The sequence below is a fragment of the Pseudomonas sp. Pseu.R1 genome (genome assembly GCF_045764065.1).
In the GTDB taxonomy this organism is placed as follows: Bacteria; Pseudomonadota; Gammaproteobacteria; order Pseudomonadales; family Pseudomonadaceae; genus Aquipseudomonas.
Map to the genome: position 1 here is coordinate 5,817,576 of NZ_JBJGEE020000001.1, position 15,699 is coordinate 5,833,274.

A 15,699-nucleotide genomic window follows, 5' to 3' on the forward strand; every position below is an offset into this window, starting at 1 on the left:
CCGTCTCTCGCACCTCTTTCGGTTCGAGCGAGCGGTACACCTGCGTCTGTTGATCGCTGAATGTTTTTCTGCGACCTGGCCGGTATGTCGAGTGCACAAAGGCATGTTTTTTAACGCTGTTTAATATTCTTTTTTTACACAGTTTATGCGCCATACATCACCGGAGAAACGTCTTGAAATTCGAAGGCATCTATACACCGGCCGTCACGCCACATACGCCTGACGGTGAAATCGACTGGAGCGTATTTTCAGAGGTTCTTGAATCTCTGATCGAAGCGAAAGTGCACGGCATCATTATTGGTGGCTCGACGGGCGAATATTATGCCCAGACCGCCGAAGAGCGTCTGAAACTGGCCGCCCATGCCAAGGAAGTCATTGGCACTCGCGTGCAGTTGATCGTGGGAACCGGCGCCATTCGCACTGAAGACGCGGTGATGTTCGCCGAGGATGCCAAGCGGATCAAGGCGGATGCCATTCTGGTCACCACCCCGCCTTATGCGCTACCCACCGATCAGGAAAACGCCATTCATGCGTTGACCATCGACCGCGCCGCCAACTTGCCGATCATGTTGTACAACTATCCGGGCCGGATGAGTGTGCAAATGAACGAAGACTACTTGGCCCGCGTTGGTAAGTCGAAGAACGTCAAGGCGATTAAAGAAAGTTCTGGCGACATGGGCCGTGTGCATCTTCTGGCGCGTGAATATCCGCACATCGCATTATCCTGTGGCTGGGACGATCAGGCGCTGGAGTTCTTCGCCTGGGGGGCAAGAAGTTGGGTGTGTGCCGGTTCAAACTTCCTGCCGCGCGAACACGTTGCTTTATATGAGGCGTGTGTCGTTGAAAAGAACTTCGACAAGGGCCGTCAGATCATGTCGGCAATGATGCCGATGATGAATGCACTGGACGGCGGCAAGTTCGTGCAATGCATCAAGTTCGGTTGTGAATTGAATGGATTGAAAGTGGGGGATGTGCGTGCACCGCTACGTCCGCTGAACGCGGATGACAAGCGCAGTTTCCAGACCGTTGTCACCACTCTGAAACGCACCGTCGCACACATCACTTCCGGAGCCAGCCATGCGTGATCTTCTTACAGCGGCTGAATACGCCGCCATCGCCCAGTCGATGTCGTTTCCCTCCAACGCCTTCATCAACGGCGCGTTCAAACCGGCGATTTCCGGTAACACGCTGGCCACGATCAACCCGGCCAACGGCGCGTTTCTGACTGACATCGCCGCGTGCAATACCGAAGACGTGGACTACGCCGTCAGCAAAGCCAAAGAGGCCTTCGACGACGGGCGTTGGCGCTTGCTGCCACCGGGCGAACGCAAGGCTGTTTTGCTGGAGTTCGCCAAGTTGCTGGAGCGCAATCGCCATGAGCTGGCGGTGTTGGAGAGCCTGGACAGCGGCAAACCGGTGCGTGAATGCCAGTTGGTCGACGTGCCGGACACCGTTCACACCCTGCGTTGGCACGCCGAAGTCATCGACAAGCTCTACGACCACACGGCGCCCGTGGGCAATGACGCCCTGACCATGGTGGTTCGCGAGCCGATCGGTGTTGTCGGGTGCGTGCTGCCGTGGAACTTCCCGCTGTTGATGCTGGCCTGGAAAATCGGCCCGGCACTGGCCTCCGGTTGCTCGGTGATCGTCAAACCGGCCGAGCAAACCAGCCTGACCACCCTGCGTGTCGCTGAACTGGCGTTCGAAGCGGGTATTCCGGCCGGTGTTCTGAACATCGTGACCGGCACCGGCAAGGACGTCGGCGAGCCGATCGGCCTGCACAAAGACGTCGACATGGTGAGCTTCACCGGTTCCACCGCCACGGGTCGTCGTTTCCTGCATTACGCCGCGGATTCGAACCTCAAACGCGTGGTGCTGGAGTGCGGTGGCAAGAACCCGGCGGTGGTGATGGACGACGCCGAGGACCTGGACCTGGTCGCCGAGCAGGTGGTCAACGGTGCGTTCTGGAACATGGGTGAAAACTGTTCGGCCACCTCGCGCTTGCTGGTTCACGCCTCAGTCAAAGACGAACTGCTTCAGCGCATGGGCGCCTACATCCGTGAGTGGAAAATGGGCGACCCGCTGGACCCGCAGAACCGCGTCGGTGCACTGGTCAGCAGCGATCATTTCGAAAAAGTGAAGTCGTACCTGGACTACGCCAGTTCCAGCAAGCTGGAGGCGGTGTACGGCGGCGACACTCAGGACGGCGCATACATCCAGCCGACCGTGATCGATGGCGTGGACCGCGACAGCCGTCTGTTCCAGGAAGAAATCTTCGGCCCGGTGCTGTCGGTGACCACCTTCCACTCGATCTCCGAAGCCATCGCCCTGGCCAACGACACCGCCTACGGCCTGGCCGCTTCGGTGTACACCGGGAACCTGCGCAAGGCGATCAAGCTGGCCAGGGAAATCCGTGCAGGCATCGTCACCGTCAACTGCTTCGGCGAGGGCGATGCGTCGACCCCGTTCGGCGGTTACAAGGAGTCCGGTTTCGGCGGTCGCGACAAGTCGGTGTTCGCTCACGACCAGTACACCGAGATCAAGACCATCTGGATCGACGTGTCCGACCGCTCCGTTGACGAGACCGTAAAATGAACACGCATACCATCAAGCGTCTGCCGGTCGACACCGGTGTTTCAGGCTGGGAGGCGATCTCCACGCGTTCTGCCCCGGTGCGCATGCTTGATGGGAACGTGTCGGCGGACTGGCTGATCATCGGTGCAGGATTTGCCGGTCTGTCGGCGGCCCGTCGGCTGTCCCAGTTGCGTCCCCACGACAGCATTGTCGTGGTCGATGCCCACGAAATCGCCAAAGGCCCGGCGGGACGAAACTCCGGTTTCATGATCGACGTGCCCCACAGCCTCTCGACGGGCGAGTACTCGGTGGCCGGAGAATCGGCCACCGCACTGGAAATCGAGCAGAACCGTTTCGCCATCGGCTTCGCGGCGCACGCCGCCGCCGAGTACGGGATGTCGGCGCACACCTTCGACCCGTCCGGGAAGATCAATGCGGCGGCCACCGAGCGGGGTTTGAAGCTGAACCTCAAGTACGCCAAATCCCTGGCCGGGATCGGCGAGAAACATGAGCTGTTCGATGCGGCGCAGATGCGCGAGATCACTGGCTCTCATTACTACCACGGCGGGTTGTACACCCCCGGTGCGGTGATGATTCAACCGGCGCAGTACATCCGCGATCTGGCCGATGGTCTGGCGCAGAAGATCAGCCTCTACGAGCGCTCGCCCATTGTCGAGTTGACGAAGGCGGGGGCCGGTTGGGTCGCCAAGTCCCATACGGGGCAGGTCAGTGCGCCGAAAGTGATTCTCGCGGTCAACGGCCACATCGAAGACTTCGGGCATTTTCAGGGGCGTTTGCTGCACGTTTTCACCTACGCCTCGATGACCGCTGCCTACAGCCATGATCAGTTTTCTCGCCCCGCCACGGGCAAGGATCGCTGGGCCTTGTTGCCTGCCGATCCGATGGGCGCCACGGTGCGCAAGATCACTGAAAACGGGCTGTCACGCATCGTCATTCGCACCAAGTTCACTTACGACCCAAGCATCACCGTCACGCCCAAACGAGTTGCCGCCATCGCTGAAGAACAACGGCAATCGCTGGACGCACGCTTTCCTGAGCTGAAAGACACGCCCATCGAGTTCAGTTGGGCGGGGCGTCTGTGCCTGAGTCGCAACAGCGTGCCGGCCTTCGGCGAAGTGGAAGACAACCTCTACGCGGCGTGCTGCGAAAACGGTCTGGGCACGGTGAAAAGCACTTTGGCTGGGGTCATGGCTGCGGAGTTGGCGACGGGTACGGAGTCAGCGTTTTTGCAGCGTTTCAGCCAGTCGCCGGAACCCAGCAAACTGCCACCGCGCCTGCTGACCCAACTGGGGGTGAGTTCGGTCATTCGCTGGCAGGAATTGAGGGCAGGAAAAGAAGGGTGAGGATTCGTCACCCGGCATGACACGCATCAGGTTTGGAAAAAACACACACGAGTTGATTTTCATAAACGTAGATCGGGGAAGCGCCATGAAGAACATCTGGAAAACCGTTTGCGCTGTGGCTGTCGCGGGGATGATGACCCTGTCGGCCCATGCTGAAGAAAAGACCATCACCGTCGGCACCATGAACTGGGAAGACCTGACGCCCATCACCGGTATCACCAAAAAGGTGCTGGAAGACGCAGGCTACACCGTCAAGGTCGTCGAGTTCTCCGAGTGGGGCATTGCCTACGCCGCGCTGACCAAAGGTGACGTTCAGGTGCTGGCCTCCCAGACCGACTACGCTGCCAACGAATACTGGAACAAGAACAAGAACCGCCTGGAGAAACTGTCCCCGGTTTCCCATGGCCTCTATCAGGGCATCGCGGTGCCCAAGTACGTCGACATCGATTCGGTCGATCAACTGAACGCCAACGCGGACAAGTTCGGCGGCAAGATCATCGGTATCGAGCCGGGTTCGGGCCTGATGAAAGACGCCACCAACGTGGTCAAGGGCTATGACCTCAAGCTGCAACTGGTAGAGGGCAGCACCGCCGCCATGACCGCTGCGCTGAAGTCGGCCGTGGACCGCAAGGAGCCGATCGCCGTCACGGTCTGGGAGCCGTCGTGGATGGTGCAGAAATACGACGTGAAATTCCTCAAGGACCCGAAAGGCATCTTCCCGCCACCACAGGGTTACTACTGGATCGGCCACAAGGGCTTCTCGGCTGACTTCCCCCATGCGCGTGAGTTGATGGCCAGTGTTTATGTGCCGCTGCCGGACATTACTGCGATCAACACCGAAGTGAAGGATGGCAAGACCATGGATCAGGCCGTCAAGGACTGGACCGACAACCATGCCGACCTGTTGAAGCGTTGGGAAAACGTCAAGAACTGATAAAGCGCTCCACGCTGACTGTTTCAGCTTTGCCACTGCCGCCTTTTGATCAATGAGAGAAGTCAGTACAACTGGCTCGACGGGTTACGAAATGACTACGGCTAAAATAGACACAAACGAAGTGCTGGTGGATTGCCAGAACGTCTGGAAAATCTTCGGGAAAAGCGCCCCTGCTGCAATGAACGCTGTGGTTCAGCAGGGCCTTTCCAAGAGCCAGATCCTGCAAGACTACAGCTGCGTGGTCGGGGTTTCGGACGTCAGTCTCCAGGTTCGCCGCGGAGAAATCTTTTGCATCATGGGATTGTCCGGCAGTGGCAAGTCCACCTTGATCCGCTTGCTCAACAAGCTGATCACCCCAAGCTCCGGCAAGATCCTGGTCAAGGGCAAGGACTTGTCCTCGCTCAACCCGGCGCAACTGCGTGAAGTCCGTGCCCGCCACATCGGCATGGTGTTTCAGAGCGTGGCCCTGCTGCCCAACCGCACGGTGCTGGAAAACACCGCGTTCGGTCTGGAAGTGCAGGGCGTCGGCAAGGCCGAGCGTTATCAGGTGGCCGAACGTGCGCTGGCCAAGGTCGGTTTGACCGAGTGGGCGTCACGTTACCCAAGTGAGCTGTCTGGCGGCATGCAGCAGCGTGTCGGCCTGGCACGCGCCATCACCGCAGACCCTGAAGTGATCCTGATGGACGAGCCGTTCAGTGCGCTCGACCCGCTGATCCGCAGGCAACTGCAAGACGAATTCCGACAACTGACCAAGGAACTGGGCAAGTCAGCGGTCTTCATTACCCACGACCTGGAAGAAGCCATTCGCATCGGTGATCGCATCGCGATCATGAAGGACGGTGCGATCATCCAGGTCGGCACTGCCGAGGAGATTGTCCTCAACCCGGCGGACGATTACGTCGCCGAGTTCGTCGCGGGTATTTCCCGCCTGCATCTGGTCAAGGCCCATTCGGTGATGACCCCGGTGGAGGCGTACAAGGCTTCGAATCCAGGTTGCGACGTCAGCCGCCTGATCAAGACCTCACCCGGCGCTGACATCGATGAACTGATCGGTTTGACCATGAAATCCGAGCGCGATGCACTGGCGGTGGTCGACAACGGCGCGGTGGTCGGCATCGTCACCACCCGTGATCTGCTGCGCGGCGTGCAAGGCATTCCCAACGAATTCGCGGCCTCGGCAGCGGGCGCGGCGCTGGAGGCCTCGGCATGAACACTCCCGACTTTTCCAGCCAGTTCGACGAGGCCGTCGACGCGGGCCTCGGCTGGCTGGCCGACCACGGTGATTTCCTGTTCAGCGCGGCCAACGATGCGCTGTCCGGGCTCTACAAAGCGGTGCTGTGGTGCCTCGCATTCCCGCCGTATTACGTCGTGGCGCTGATCATCGCGGTGCTGGGCTGGAAGATGGTCGGCACCCGCTTTGCAATTATCGCCGCGCTGGCTCTGGTGTTCTGCGCCTTGATCGGGCTGTGGCCGGAAACGGTCAGCACCTTGGCGCTGGTGCTGACCGCGACACTGCTGGCCTTGGTCGTCGCCATTCCTCTGGGCGTGATCGCCGGGCTGACCCCGGCCTTCGATCGGGTCGTCGATCCGTGCCTGGACCTGGTGCAAACCATGCCGCCCTACATTTACCTGCTGCCCGCCATTGCGCTGTTGGGCTATGGCCCGGCGACCGCGCTGCTGGCGACGTTCATCGTTGCCCTGCCGCCAGCGTTGCGCCTGACCTCACTGGGCATTCGCATGACGCCCAAAGCATTCATCGAGCTGGGCGATGCCAGCGGTGTGACGGGTTTGCAGATGTTCTTCAAGATCCGCCTGCCGTTCGCCATGCCGAGCATCATGGCCGGGGTCAACCAGAGCCTGATGATGGCGTTCGGTATGGTGGTGATTGCTGGGATCGTCGGGTCCGGCGGCTTGGGTGAGTCGATCTATGGCGCGGTGCGCACGCTGGACATCGCCAAGTCGATCAACGCAGCGATGGCCATCGTCATCCTGACCATGATCCTCGACCGTCTGGCCCAGAGCGCCGTTCGGTCGCGCACAGGAGAAGCGCAATGATCGCGGATTTCCGTTTTTCCCCCGGTGAGTTTCTGGCGCCTGCCGTCGATTGGCTGAACGCCAACCTGCACGGTCTGTTCGTGTTCATCAGTCAGATCGTCGAAGCGGTGTTGGGCGTGGTGGAAAAGGCCCTGCTGGCGCCTCATCCCTACGTCACGATTGCCATCGTGTTCGTCGCCGCGTTCATCTTTGCCACCAAACGCGTGGCGGTGTTTTCGGCCCTGATGTTGGCGTTCTGTCTGTTCTCCGGGCTGTGGGTGGCGTCGATGCAGACCATCGCGCTGGTGTCGGTGGCGGTGCTGATTTCGGTGGCCATCGCCTTTCCGCTGGGTGTGTTGGCGGCGCGGGTGAGGAAGGTCGATGACGCCTTCCTGCCGATCCTCAACATCATGCAGACCGTGCCGCCCTGGGTGTACCTGATTCCAGCGGTGATTTTGTTCAGCCTGGGCCGCGTGCCAGCGATCATCGCCACCATCGTTTACGGCATTCCGCCGATGCTGCGCCTGACCACGCTGGCGTTCAAACAATTGCCCAAAGACCTATTGGAGCTGGGGCAGGCGTCTGGCGCCTCGCCACGGGACATCCTGTTCAAGATCGAACTGCCGACCGCTGCACCGACCCTGTTGGTGGGCCTGAACCAGTGCATTCTGATGTCGCTGGCGATGGTGGTGCTGGCGGGGCTGGTCGGTGCGGGTGGCCTCGGTGCAGAGGTGACGCGCGGTTTGTCGCGCATGGAAATGGGCCTGGGTCTGCGTGCGGGTCTGGCCATCGTCGCCATCGCGCTGTTGCTGGACCGGTTGTCTCGCGGCGCGTTGCAGCGTCGCTCTTCAAACAAGCTGGCTTAGGCCCAACAAAATGGTCTGACAGGGAATTACCACGATGAGACGCAGTTTCTTCTGTATCGACTCGCACGCCTGCGGCAACCCGGTGCGGGTGGTCGCAGGCGGTGGGCCGCTGTTGCCCTCGGTGTCGATGGCCGAGTGCCGCGAAATCTTTGTGCGCGACCACGACTGGGTGCGCAAGGCATTGATGTTCGAACCGCGCGGCCACGACGTCATGTCCGGCGTGATCATCTACCCCTCGACGCGGGATGATTGCGACTTCGGCGCGCTGTTCATCGAAGTCAGCGGCTGCCTGCCCATGTGCGGAGCGGGCACCATCGGGTTGTCGACAGTGGTGATCGAAGAGGGGCTGATTACGCCTCGGGAGCCGGGCAGGCTCGCTATCGAAACCCCGGCCGGGCGCGTTGACGTGGTGTATACGCTGGAGGGCGAACACGTGACGTCGGTCAGCCTGCACAACGTCGCCAGCTACCTGCACAGTGCCGATGTTGAAGTTGAGGTGCCAGGTGTTGGCACCCTGACGGTCGACATCGCCTATGGCGGCAACTTCTACGCCGTGGTTGAGCCTCAGGTCAACTGGCCGGGATTGGAAGGGCAAAGCAGCGCCGACATCGTCGGCCTGAGCGTGAAACTGCGCGAGGCGCTGGCCCACGTCAGCAACCCGATTCACCCGGAGAACGAGCGGATCAGCGGCGTGCACCACGTCATCTGGTGCGACAAGCCGAAAGACAGCACGGCCCATGGTCGTTGCGCGGTGTTCTACGGCGACAAGGCCATCGACCGTTCTCCCGGCGGCACCGGCACCTCGGCGAGAATGGCGCAGTTGTTCGGCAAAGGCCGTTTGAAGGTGGGTGACCTCTACCGGCACGAGAGTTTGATCGGTACTCTCTACGAGGGCAAAGTCGAGGCGGCGACCCACGTTGGCGATTTTGCGGGCATGAAGCCCAGCATCACCGGCTGGGCGCAGGTGACCGGCCACAACACCATTTTTGTAGACGACAGAGACCCGCTCGCCCACGGCTTTCAGTTGGCGTAGCACGGCGGCCCGGATGCGCGATGAGGCGTCGGGGCCGCACTTTTAATGACCGAGGCAAACGTTGAGCGAAAGACGCGAGTTCAGTGGGGGCATGAAGGGCAAGAACCTTCGCTACCTGGACGACAATAAAAACACACCCTGTGCAACGACCCGGACCGGGTTTCTGTTGCTCGAACACTTTTCCCTGCCTGCTTTCACCCAAGTGCTGGACACCATCGTCACGGCCAATTTGCTGCGACCCAAACTGTTCACCTCGCGCACGTTCGGTTTGCAGGAAGGCGAGGTCATCAGCGACTTGGGGCTGGTCATTCGGCCTGACGCGAAACTTGAATTGCCCACCCTCAAAGACCTCGATCTGCTGGTCATCTGCGGCGGTTATCGCACTGAACTCAAAACCCACGAAGCCCTGACAGCGCTGTTGACCACGGCTGCCGATCTGGGCATTGTCCTGGCCGGGTTGTGGAATGGCGCTTGGTTTCTGGGTATGGCCGGGTTGCTGGAAGGTTATCGCTGCGCCATCCATCCCGAGCATCGCCCGGCCTTGGCGGAGCTGTCGAAAATCACCCACGTCACCAGTGAGCCGTTCGTGGTGGACCGGGATCGCTTGACCGCGTCGAGCCCCTCGGGCGCGTTCCACATGGCGCTGGAGTGGATCAAGGGCCTGCACGACAAGGCGCTGGTGGAAGGCATCGAAGACATTCTGTCCTTCGAAGAGTCGCGCTATCGCCGGATCAAACCCAGCCGCCACATCTCGGTCAGCGCGCCGCTCAAGGAAGTCGTCAAACTCATGGACGCCAACCTTGAAGAGCCGCTGGAAATGGAGCAACTGGCGGTGTACGCCGGGCGTTCACGTCGGCAGATCGAACGGCTGTTCAAGGAGCAACTCGGCACCACGCCACAGCGCTATTACCTCGAACTGCGCATTACTGAAGCCAGACGGTTGTTGCAGCACACCGAATTGTCTCAGGTCGAAGTGCTGGTGGCGTGCGGGTTCGTTTCACCGAGCCACTTCAGCAAATGCTACAGCTCGTATTTCGGGTATCGGCCGTCGAAGGAAAAGCGGTTGGTGAAGTGAAGTGTTTGTAGTGGCGCTCTTGATTCTGTCCGTCAGAGCTAGCGGGGCTTGGTCTGGACCTGCGCGCATGAAGAGCAAGAGCAACGGCTGGGCTGGAGCGAGTCGGTATGGATCAGTCTTGTGCCAACTCGCAAAATCGAAGCCGGTTGCCAAACGGATCGGCAATTTCCATCACTTTGCCCCAACCCTGCTCCTGAATCCCGGGGCGGGCGTGCTTGTAGCGTTTGGCGTTCAGTTCTTCGCACAAGGCTTCGATCTCTATCACCGGGACAAAAATCGTCGAGCCGGGTGTGGCATCGCCATGATGACCAGTCAGGTGGACGACCAGATCGCCACGCCGGGCCTGGGCATACAGCGGCAGATCGTCTGCGAAGCGGTGCTCCCACTCGATCCTGAACCCCAGAAAGTCCACATAAAACGCTTTCGCCTGTTCCTCGGAAAAGATACGAAGCAACGGAATGGCTCCTGAAACCTGCATGGGTCACGCTCCTTGTTGAGAGAGCCAAGGATTCTATCCGAGCGAACGATCTGTGATGCAAACGACGTTTCCGACCGGAGGTATCGCGGCTGAAACGAGGAGATCAAGCAACGGCACATCGCCATCTGTATAGTGGCGGCGTGATCCCCTGTACTGGGCATTATCCATGAAGCTCCTGTGCCCATTGTGGTTTGTCATTTGCTGCCTCTTCGTCTCCGGGCAGGGCAGTGCGGCCGAGCAGACGCTGCGCGTGCTCGCGTGGCCGGGGTATGCGGACAGCGATCTGGTGAGCGTTTTCGAGAAACGCTACAAGGTCAAGGTCGAGGTCACCCTGGTGGGCAGCGATGAAGTGCTGCGCAGCAAGCTGGCCGAGAACAAGGGCGGCGACTTCGATGTGATCGCCGCCAACACCGCCGAGGTTCACAACTACGTGAATCAGGGCCTGTTACAGCCGTTGTTGCCGGAACGTATCGCCAACACCGCGCGCCAACTCCCGCGTTTTCGCGATTACTCGCGCATCCCCGACATCGTCGTTGCCGGCCAGGTGTATGCCGTTCCCTATGTCTGGTCCGACATGGGGCTGATCTATGATCGCAAGCAATTCACGCAGCCTCCGGAATCCGTCGAAAGCATGTGGAACCCGCAGTTTCAGGGCCGCGTGCTGGCGTTCAATACCAGCAATCACAATTTTTCCCTGGCGAGCCTGGCGATGGGGAGCGATCCGTTCAATATCAAACCCGATGACTTCCCCCGAGTCACTGCCAAGCTGGTGGCGTTGCGGCGTAATGTCCTGACGTTTTACTCGCTGCCAGAAGAGGCGGCGGAGCTGTTTCGCAGCCACTCGGTGGCGCTGATTTTCGCCAACTATGGCCGCCAGCAACTCAAGCAATTGCGTGACGCGGGCGCCGATGTGGGCTATGTGGTGCCCAAAGAGGGCGCGCTGGCGTGGCTCGACTGCTGGGCGATCAGCAAGGGGGCTCATGACCCCGCGCTGGCCACGGCGTGGATCAATTACATGCTTGAACCTGAGGTCAGTCGGGCCATTACCGAGCGGCAGGATCTGTCCAACACCTTGCAGGAGCCGGCCGATGCCAGCCCGTCCAGCCGCTTGATCTGGCTAAGGCCGGTGGAGGACGATGAACGCCGCGCGGCGTTGTGGCAGCGCATTGTGTCCGGTGAGCGTCCGCCGTTGGGGGAATCGCGGTGAAATTCGGTATCGCGTTCAAGCTGGGCTGTCTGATGGCCCTGTTCGGCATGCTGCCCACGGGGCTGGCGGGTTATTACATCTACAACAGCTGCCGGGAGATGCTCCTGCGCGCTGCCGAGCGTGATTTGCTGACGTCGGTGCAAGTCCTGGGGCGCAACCTGCACGCCAGTTTGCGCAATATTTCGCTGGATGCTGCGGTGTTGACCAATGGCCCACAGGTCCACGAGCTGGGCGATATCGATGATCCAGCACTGCGTAACGCCGTTCAAAGCAATCTCGCGGCGTCGTTTCGCGCCATGCTGCTGGCGCATCCCGATTACATGCAGATTCGTCTGATCAGCGCCACCGATCATGGGCTGGAACTGGTGCGCCAGGACCGGGATGGCCCGAACATCGTTCGGGTCGAGGGCGAAGACCTTCAAGAGAAAGCTCACTACGCCTACGTCTTCGAAACATTGCGTCTGGCGCCGGGTGAGGTGCGGATTTCGCCCATTGTCATCAACCATGAACAAGGCGCGCACTCGGGGCTGGGCAAGCCGACGCTGCACGTGTCGACCCCAGTGGCGGACCCCTCGGGCAAGGTATTCGCGCTGTTGGTGATCAACGTCGACCTCGATCAGTTGTTCAGCCAGTTGCAAAGTGATCTGCCCAAGGAATATCAGGTGTACCTGAGCAATCGCTGGGGCGATTTGCTGGTGCACCCGGACCACCGCCGCACGTTCGGCTTCGATCAGGGCCGCCGTCTGTTCCTGCAGGACGAATTCCCCGAAGTGTCGCGCATGCTCGCCGAGAGCGGCCCGAACGCCTTGATCAGCCGCAGCGTCGAGCAGGGGCAGCAGGACCGTCTGGTCGCCGCATTCGTCAGGTTGTCCCACAGCGACGGCTCCGAGCCGTTCGTGGTGCTGGGTTTGGGGCAGCCACAGAGTCATGTGCTGGCTCAGGCGTCACGGGCGGGCACCAACATCATGCAGATTGCGCTGCTGTTCAGCGCGTTGGCGTTGTTGGCGGCGGTAATTGCCTCGCGCGCGCTGATTCGTCCGTTGCGCAGCATGACCGACGCGGTCGAGCTGTTTTCCCGTGAGCGCAAGATCAGCGATCTGTCGCCTCGCGAAGATGAATTGGGCGTGCTTGCGCGCCGATTCCAGTCGATGAAGCAGGAAATTCTGACGCAGCTCGACGACCTGACCAGCAGCCGCGCGGCGTTCGAACATTTGGCGCGTCACGATCCGCTGACCGAGTTGCCCAACCGGCGCATGTGCTTCGAAGTGTTGGAACAGGCGTTGCTGGACGCGCGGGCGAAGGGACAGAAGATGGCGTTGCTGTTCGTCGACCTCGATCATTTCAAGGAGATGAATGATCAGTACGGCCATCGCTTCGGCGATCAGGTGTTGCAGGCCGTGGCCAAGTTGCTGACCTCAGCCAGCGATGGCGCGGATTGCGTCGCGCGTCTGGGGGGCGATGAATTCGTGGTGTGCTTCAACGACGTGAAAGACCCGCAAAAGATCGTCGGCCTGCTGGAAAAGCTCCACCAGTGCTTCCAGTTGCCGCTGTTCATCGACGGGCATCGGGTGCAGATTCACGCCAGCATGGGCGTCAGCCTGTTCCCGCGTGACGGCAACGACATCGGCACGCTGATCCAGCACGCCGACCACGCGATGTACAAGGCCAAGAGTGCAGGCCGCAACTGCTATTCCTTCGAGATGCAGGAAGAGTGAGGCCATGTGATGTGTTGGCGATCAGAGGTTTTCGTCCGAGCCAAAGGTGCGCACACAGGTCCAGACCGCGACCAGCACTGGCAACACCAGACACCACAGCCCGACCGCAAGGTACAGCAGCGCCGCACCGATACAGCCGACGGTGAAACCCAGCAGGTTCAGGCCGATCGGTTTGAGTCGCTGCTTGATCGCCGCACGCTCCTTTTCGTCGCGCAGTCCGACGAGGGCGAAGACGTCGATGGCGCCTTGCGTCACATTGCCCGTCATCAGGGTGGTCGGTGGCGCGCCCTTGAGGTGCTGACGCGAAATCGCGTTCTGAATGGCCATGGCGGCCACGCCCGTCATGCCGGTGATCAGCGCTGCGGTGCTGTCGCCGTCACTGAATGGCCCCAACTCGATGGCCAGCACGCCGAACAGAGCCTGCAGGACCGTGTGCAGAATCAACAGTGGACGCAAAGGCACCAGGCCGCGCTGGTGAATCGACACGGCGGCGATATGGGTCAGGCCGACGACCAGCGCGAACACCGGCAACGCGAGCAACTTGGCCAGTGCGCCTGAGGTGCCGTGAACGATGCTTACGCCCAGCGTAACGAAGTTGCCGGTCACGTGAGCGGTGAACAGTCCTTGCAGGGCCAGAAAGCCAATGGTGTCGACGAAACCGCCGTTGAAGCTGAGGGCCGGGGCCATGGAGCGGTGAATGGAAGGCATGGATGGCGTCCTTGAACGGGTGTGCGCTGAAGGCCATCAGCAACGCTGAATGGCAGGCTTGGCGATCAATCTAAGGAAAGATCACGAGCCGAACAATCAGGTGAAACGAGGACTCATTGTTTCCTGGACGGGGACTATGGGGCCGAGACGGGCGTTGCGTCAGATCATGGTGACTGCCGCCAATTGACAAGCCCGGTGCCGCTTATCTAGGATGCCGCTCATGCGCCGATTTAAACAGCTACTTGCGGGGCGCCGGGTGTCACGAATGCGTCACCGAAATACCGCTAAAGCGCTGGTTCGGTGTTGCCTCTCACCGCTGCCCAGCGGAACACTGAGGCGGAGAAAAAGCACCATGAGCAACACGTCCAGCCCACGCCCGTTGATTCGTCTGAGCCCCCTGGCCAGCCCGTTCAATCGTCGCAACCCAAAGATTCTTCTCGCCGGTTCCCATCAGCCGACGCTGTTGCGTTATCTGGATGGACGACCTCGTCGTCAGCACGGCCCCCATGCCTTTCTGATTCAGTTCATCGCCGCCGAGGAGTCGCTGGAGCGCTTCAGCAATGACCAGTTCGACCTGGCCGTCGTGCAGGCACCTTCCGCTGAACGGGCGGATGCGGTGATCCGCCACCTCACACGCATCGCCCGTCAGGGGTTGATCACTCGGTGCTGATCAGGCGCAACGCGGGCTGTAAGGGCGCCTCGGGATGATCGAGTTTGCGCTGACCGCGGATATCGTTGGCGTGGCGGCATTGCTGGATAAGATCGCTGCGCAACGACCAGTCTGTGTTGATGATGTAGAAGTTCTGGATGTAGCTCTGTTCGTCCACCGAAGCAAACCATTGGTTGATCTTGTCTGACAGGTCGGTGGCCGCATGGAATGGCAATGAGTATTTGGCGCATTGCACCGCTGTCAGGCGATGAGGCGTCTTGGTCTCCTGCGCCGTTTTGTCAATGAACCCTTTCAGGGTGTTGGTGTTGAAGAGGTTCTCCCCCGGCCAGCGCTGATCGACGCCATACCAGAACTCGTAGCCCCCACTGCCATGGTTGTACGCGATGACGACGTTGCGACCGGGATGGTCGGCCCAGAGTCGACTCAGCGTGAGGCCGCGCAAGGTATAGGGAACCAGACGGGGTTCCAGCTCGTTGAGCAACAACGCCTGCAGTTCGGCGTGGGCCTCGGGGGGAAATTTGTCGAACTGATGAAAATCCAGCACGATGATTTCCTTTGCCGGAACACCGTGGCTTTCCAGTTCCCGATAGAAGGCCTGGACCTTCTGAATGACGTCGACCGCAACGGTTCTGCCCGAAGAGGTCAGGTGGTACAGCTGAAAGCGCTGCGGACTGCCCAAGGGATGTTTTTTGTAGAATGCGATGCGCAAGTCCAGCACGCGGATGCCGTGACGAAGTTGCTCGTGAGGCGAGACATCCTGAGCGCATTCCTGAGGCAATCCCAGATTGGGGGATTGCTTGTCGCTGCCTGAGTTATGCGCGCCGGGCAGGATCAGTTCGTCGATGCGCAGGTGCTGAAGGCGGGTTGTTTCGGCCATCCATCTCATATGAATGGGCGTGTCGGGGTGTTGAGACGTATGACTCATGGCGTCAATCCTTGACTGTGAATAGGCCGGTGCAAATGACGTCATTCTGCGAATGCTCACTTCGGACGTCGGCAGGCAGATTTGCGTGTTGTCCGGGCATGGTCAATGGGGGCGCG

The 15,699-nt window shown here is 60.3% G+C and carries 15 protein-coding genes; 12 read left to right on the plus strand and 3 right to left on the minus strand.

All coding sequences use genetic code 11. The annotated features are described in order from the left end of the window. The first annotated feature begins 173 nt into the window (after positions 1-173). The 9 genes from ACI5GA_RS26450 (at position 174) to ACI5GA_RS26490 (ending at position 9,880) form a co-directional block, all read left to right on the plus strand. Positions 174-1,085 (plus strand): dihydrodipicolinate synthase family protein, encoded by a 912-nt coding sequence (locus tag ACI5GA_RS26450; RefSeq protein WP_421424934.1) that lies wholly within the window; start codon positions 174-176, stop codon positions 1,083-1,085. Continuing rightward, the gene (locus tag ACI5GA_RS26455) at positions 1,078-2,595 is read left to right on the plus strand and encodes an aldehyde dehydrogenase (protein WP_421424935.1); all 1,518 of its coding nucleotides are present in this window, start codon (positions 1,078-1,080) and stop codon (positions 2,593-2,595) included. Before ACI5GA_RS26450 ends, ACI5GA_RS26455 begins: the two co-directional genes overlap by 8 nt. Continuing rightward, on the plus strand, positions 2,592-3,938 hold the full coding sequence (locus ACI5GA_RS26460; protein ID WP_421424937.1) for an NAD(P)/FAD-dependent oxidoreductase: 1,347 nt from the start codon (positions 2,592-2,594) through the stop codon (positions 3,936-3,938). The genes ACI5GA_RS26455 and ACI5GA_RS26460 overlap by 4 nt, the downstream gene beginning before the upstream one ends. 85 nt (positions 3,939-4,023) lie before the next feature. After that, positions 4,024-4,872, plus strand: a complete 849-nt coding sequence (locus ACI5GA_RS26465; protein ID WP_421424939.1) for a glycine betaine ABC transporter substrate-binding protein — start codon at positions 4,024-4,026, stop codon at positions 4,870-4,872. 91 nt (positions 4,873-4,963) lie between these two features. After that, entirely contained in the window at positions 4,964-6,082 is a 1,119-nt protein-coding gene (locus ACI5GA_RS26470; protein WP_404634435.1) for a quaternary amine ABC transporter ATP-binding protein, read from the plus strand. Beyond that, positions 6,079-6,927 (plus strand): ABC transporter permease, encoded by an 849-nt coding sequence (locus ACI5GA_RS26475; RefSeq protein ID WP_421424941.1) that lies wholly within the window; start codon positions 6,079-6,081, stop codon positions 6,925-6,927. Before ACI5GA_RS26470 ends, ACI5GA_RS26475 begins: the two co-directional genes overlap by 4 nt. Continuing rightward, positions 6,924-7,772, plus strand: coding sequence for an ABC transporter permease (locus ACI5GA_RS26480; protein WP_404634439.1), 849 nt, complete (start codon positions 6,924-6,926; stop codon positions 7,770-7,772). Before ACI5GA_RS26475 ends, ACI5GA_RS26480 begins: the two co-directional genes overlap by 4 nt. A gap of 34 nt (positions 7,773-7,806) precedes the next feature. Next, on the plus strand, positions 7,807-8,805 hold the full coding sequence (locus ACI5GA_RS26485) for a 4-hydroxyproline epimerase (RefSeq protein ID WP_404634441.1): 999 nt from the start codon (positions 7,807-7,809) through the stop codon (positions 8,803-8,805). 61 nt (positions 8,806-8,866) lie between these two features. Beyond that, a complete protein-coding gene (locus tag ACI5GA_RS26490) occupies positions 8,867-9,880 on the plus strand; it encodes a GlxA family transcriptional regulator (RefSeq protein ID WP_421424942.1) in 1,014 nt (337 codons plus the stop codon). A gap of 112 nt (positions 9,881-9,992) precedes the next feature. Here the strand turns inward: ACI5GA_RS26490 and ACI5GA_RS26495 are convergent, their stop codons facing one another. Then, the gene (locus ACI5GA_RS26495) at positions 9,993-10,358 is read right to left on the minus strand and encodes a glyoxalase superfamily protein (protein ID WP_404634445.1); all 366 of its coding nucleotides are present in this window, start codon (positions 10,356-10,358) and stop codon (positions 9,993-9,995) included. Between the two features lie 166 nt (positions 10,359-10,524). Between ACI5GA_RS26495 and ACI5GA_RS26500 the strand changes: the two genes are divergently transcribed. Together ACI5GA_RS26500 and ACI5GA_RS26505 are read left to right on the plus strand one after the other, a co-directional pair. Beyond that, positions 10,525-11,565 (plus strand): ABC transporter substrate-binding protein, encoded by a 1,041-nt coding sequence (locus ACI5GA_RS26500; RefSeq protein ID WP_421424943.1) that lies wholly within the window; start codon positions 10,525-10,527, stop codon positions 11,563-11,565. After that, complete coding sequence (locus ACI5GA_RS26505) at positions 11,562-13,280, plus strand: diguanylate cyclase domain-containing protein (RefSeq protein WP_421424945.1); 1,719 nt, start codon at positions 11,562-11,564, stop codon at positions 13,278-13,280. The genes ACI5GA_RS26500 and ACI5GA_RS26505 overlap by 4 nt, the downstream gene beginning before the upstream one ends. Positions 13,281-13,301: 21 nt before the next feature. On the opposite strand, the gene ACI5GA_RS26510 is transcribed toward ACI5GA_RS26505, so the two are convergent. Further along, entirely contained in the window at positions 13,302-13,988 is a 687-nt protein-coding gene (locus tag ACI5GA_RS26510) for a YoaK family protein (protein WP_421424946.1), read from the minus strand. Between the two features lie 352 nt (positions 13,989-14,340). Here ACI5GA_RS26510 and ACI5GA_RS26515 point away from each other — a divergent pair, with 352 nt between their 5' ends. Further along, positions 14,341-14,658: a class I SAM-dependent methyltransferase gene (locus ACI5GA_RS26515; RefSeq protein WP_404634453.1), complete on the plus strand. Its 318-nt coding sequence runs from the start codon at positions 14,341-14,343 to the stop codon at positions 14,656-14,658. Here the strand turns inward: ACI5GA_RS26515 and ACI5GA_RS26520 are convergent. Continuing rightward, positions 14,645-15,583: a hypothetical protein gene (locus ACI5GA_RS26520; protein ID WP_421424948.1), complete on the minus strand. Its 939-nt coding sequence runs from the start codon at positions 15,581-15,583 to the stop codon at positions 14,645-14,647. The two genes, ACI5GA_RS26515 and ACI5GA_RS26520, sit on opposite strands and share 14 nt — an antisense overlap. Between the last annotated feature and the right edge of the window lie 116 nt (positions 15,584-15,699).

Coding starts and splice junctions, on each gene's coding strand:
- ACI5GA_RS26455 (WP_421424935.1), top strand. CDS start 1,078: ATGCGTGATCTTCTTACAGCGGCTGAATACGCCGCCATCGCCCAGTCG.
- ACI5GA_RS26460 (WP_421424937.1), top strand. CDS start 2,592: ATGAACACGCATACCATCAAGCGTCTGCCGGTCGACACCGGTGTTTCA.
- ACI5GA_RS26465 (WP_421424939.1), top strand. CDS start 4,024: ATGAAGAACATCTGGAAAACCGTTTGCGCTGTGGCTGTCGCGGGGATG.
- ACI5GA_RS26470 (WP_404634435.1), top strand. CDS start 4,964: ATGACTACGGCTAAAATAGACACAAACGAAGTGCTGGTGGATTGCCAG.
- ACI5GA_RS26475 (WP_421424941.1), top strand. CDS start 6,079: ATGAACACTCCCGACTTTTCCAGCCAGTTCGACGAGGCCGTCGACGCG.
- ACI5GA_RS26480 (WP_404634439.1), top strand. CDS start 6,924: ATGATCGCGGATTTCCGTTTTTCCCCCGGTGAGTTTCTGGCGCCTGCC.
- ACI5GA_RS26485 (WP_404634441.1), top strand. CDS start 7,807: ATGAGACGCAGTTTCTTCTGTATCGACTCGCACGCCTGCGGCAACCCG.
- ACI5GA_RS26495 (WP_404634445.1), bottom strand. CDS start 10,358: ATGCAGGTTTCAGGAGCCATTCCGTTGCTTCGTATCTTTTCCGAGGAA.
- ACI5GA_RS26500 (WP_421424943.1), top strand. CDS start 10,525: ATGAAGCTCCTGTGCCCATTGTGGTTTGTCATTTGCTGCCTCTTCGTC.
- ACI5GA_RS26510 (WP_421424946.1), bottom strand. CDS start 13,988: ATGCCTTCCATTCACCGCTCCATGGCCCCGGCCCTCAGCTTCAACGGC.
- ACI5GA_RS26515 (WP_404634453.1), top strand. CDS start 14,341: ATGAGCAACACGTCCAGCCCACGCCCGTTGATTCGTCTGAGCCCCCTG.
- ACI5GA_RS26520 (WP_421424948.1), bottom strand. CDS start 15,583: ATGAGTCATACGTCTCAACACCCCGACACGCCCATTCATATGAGATGG.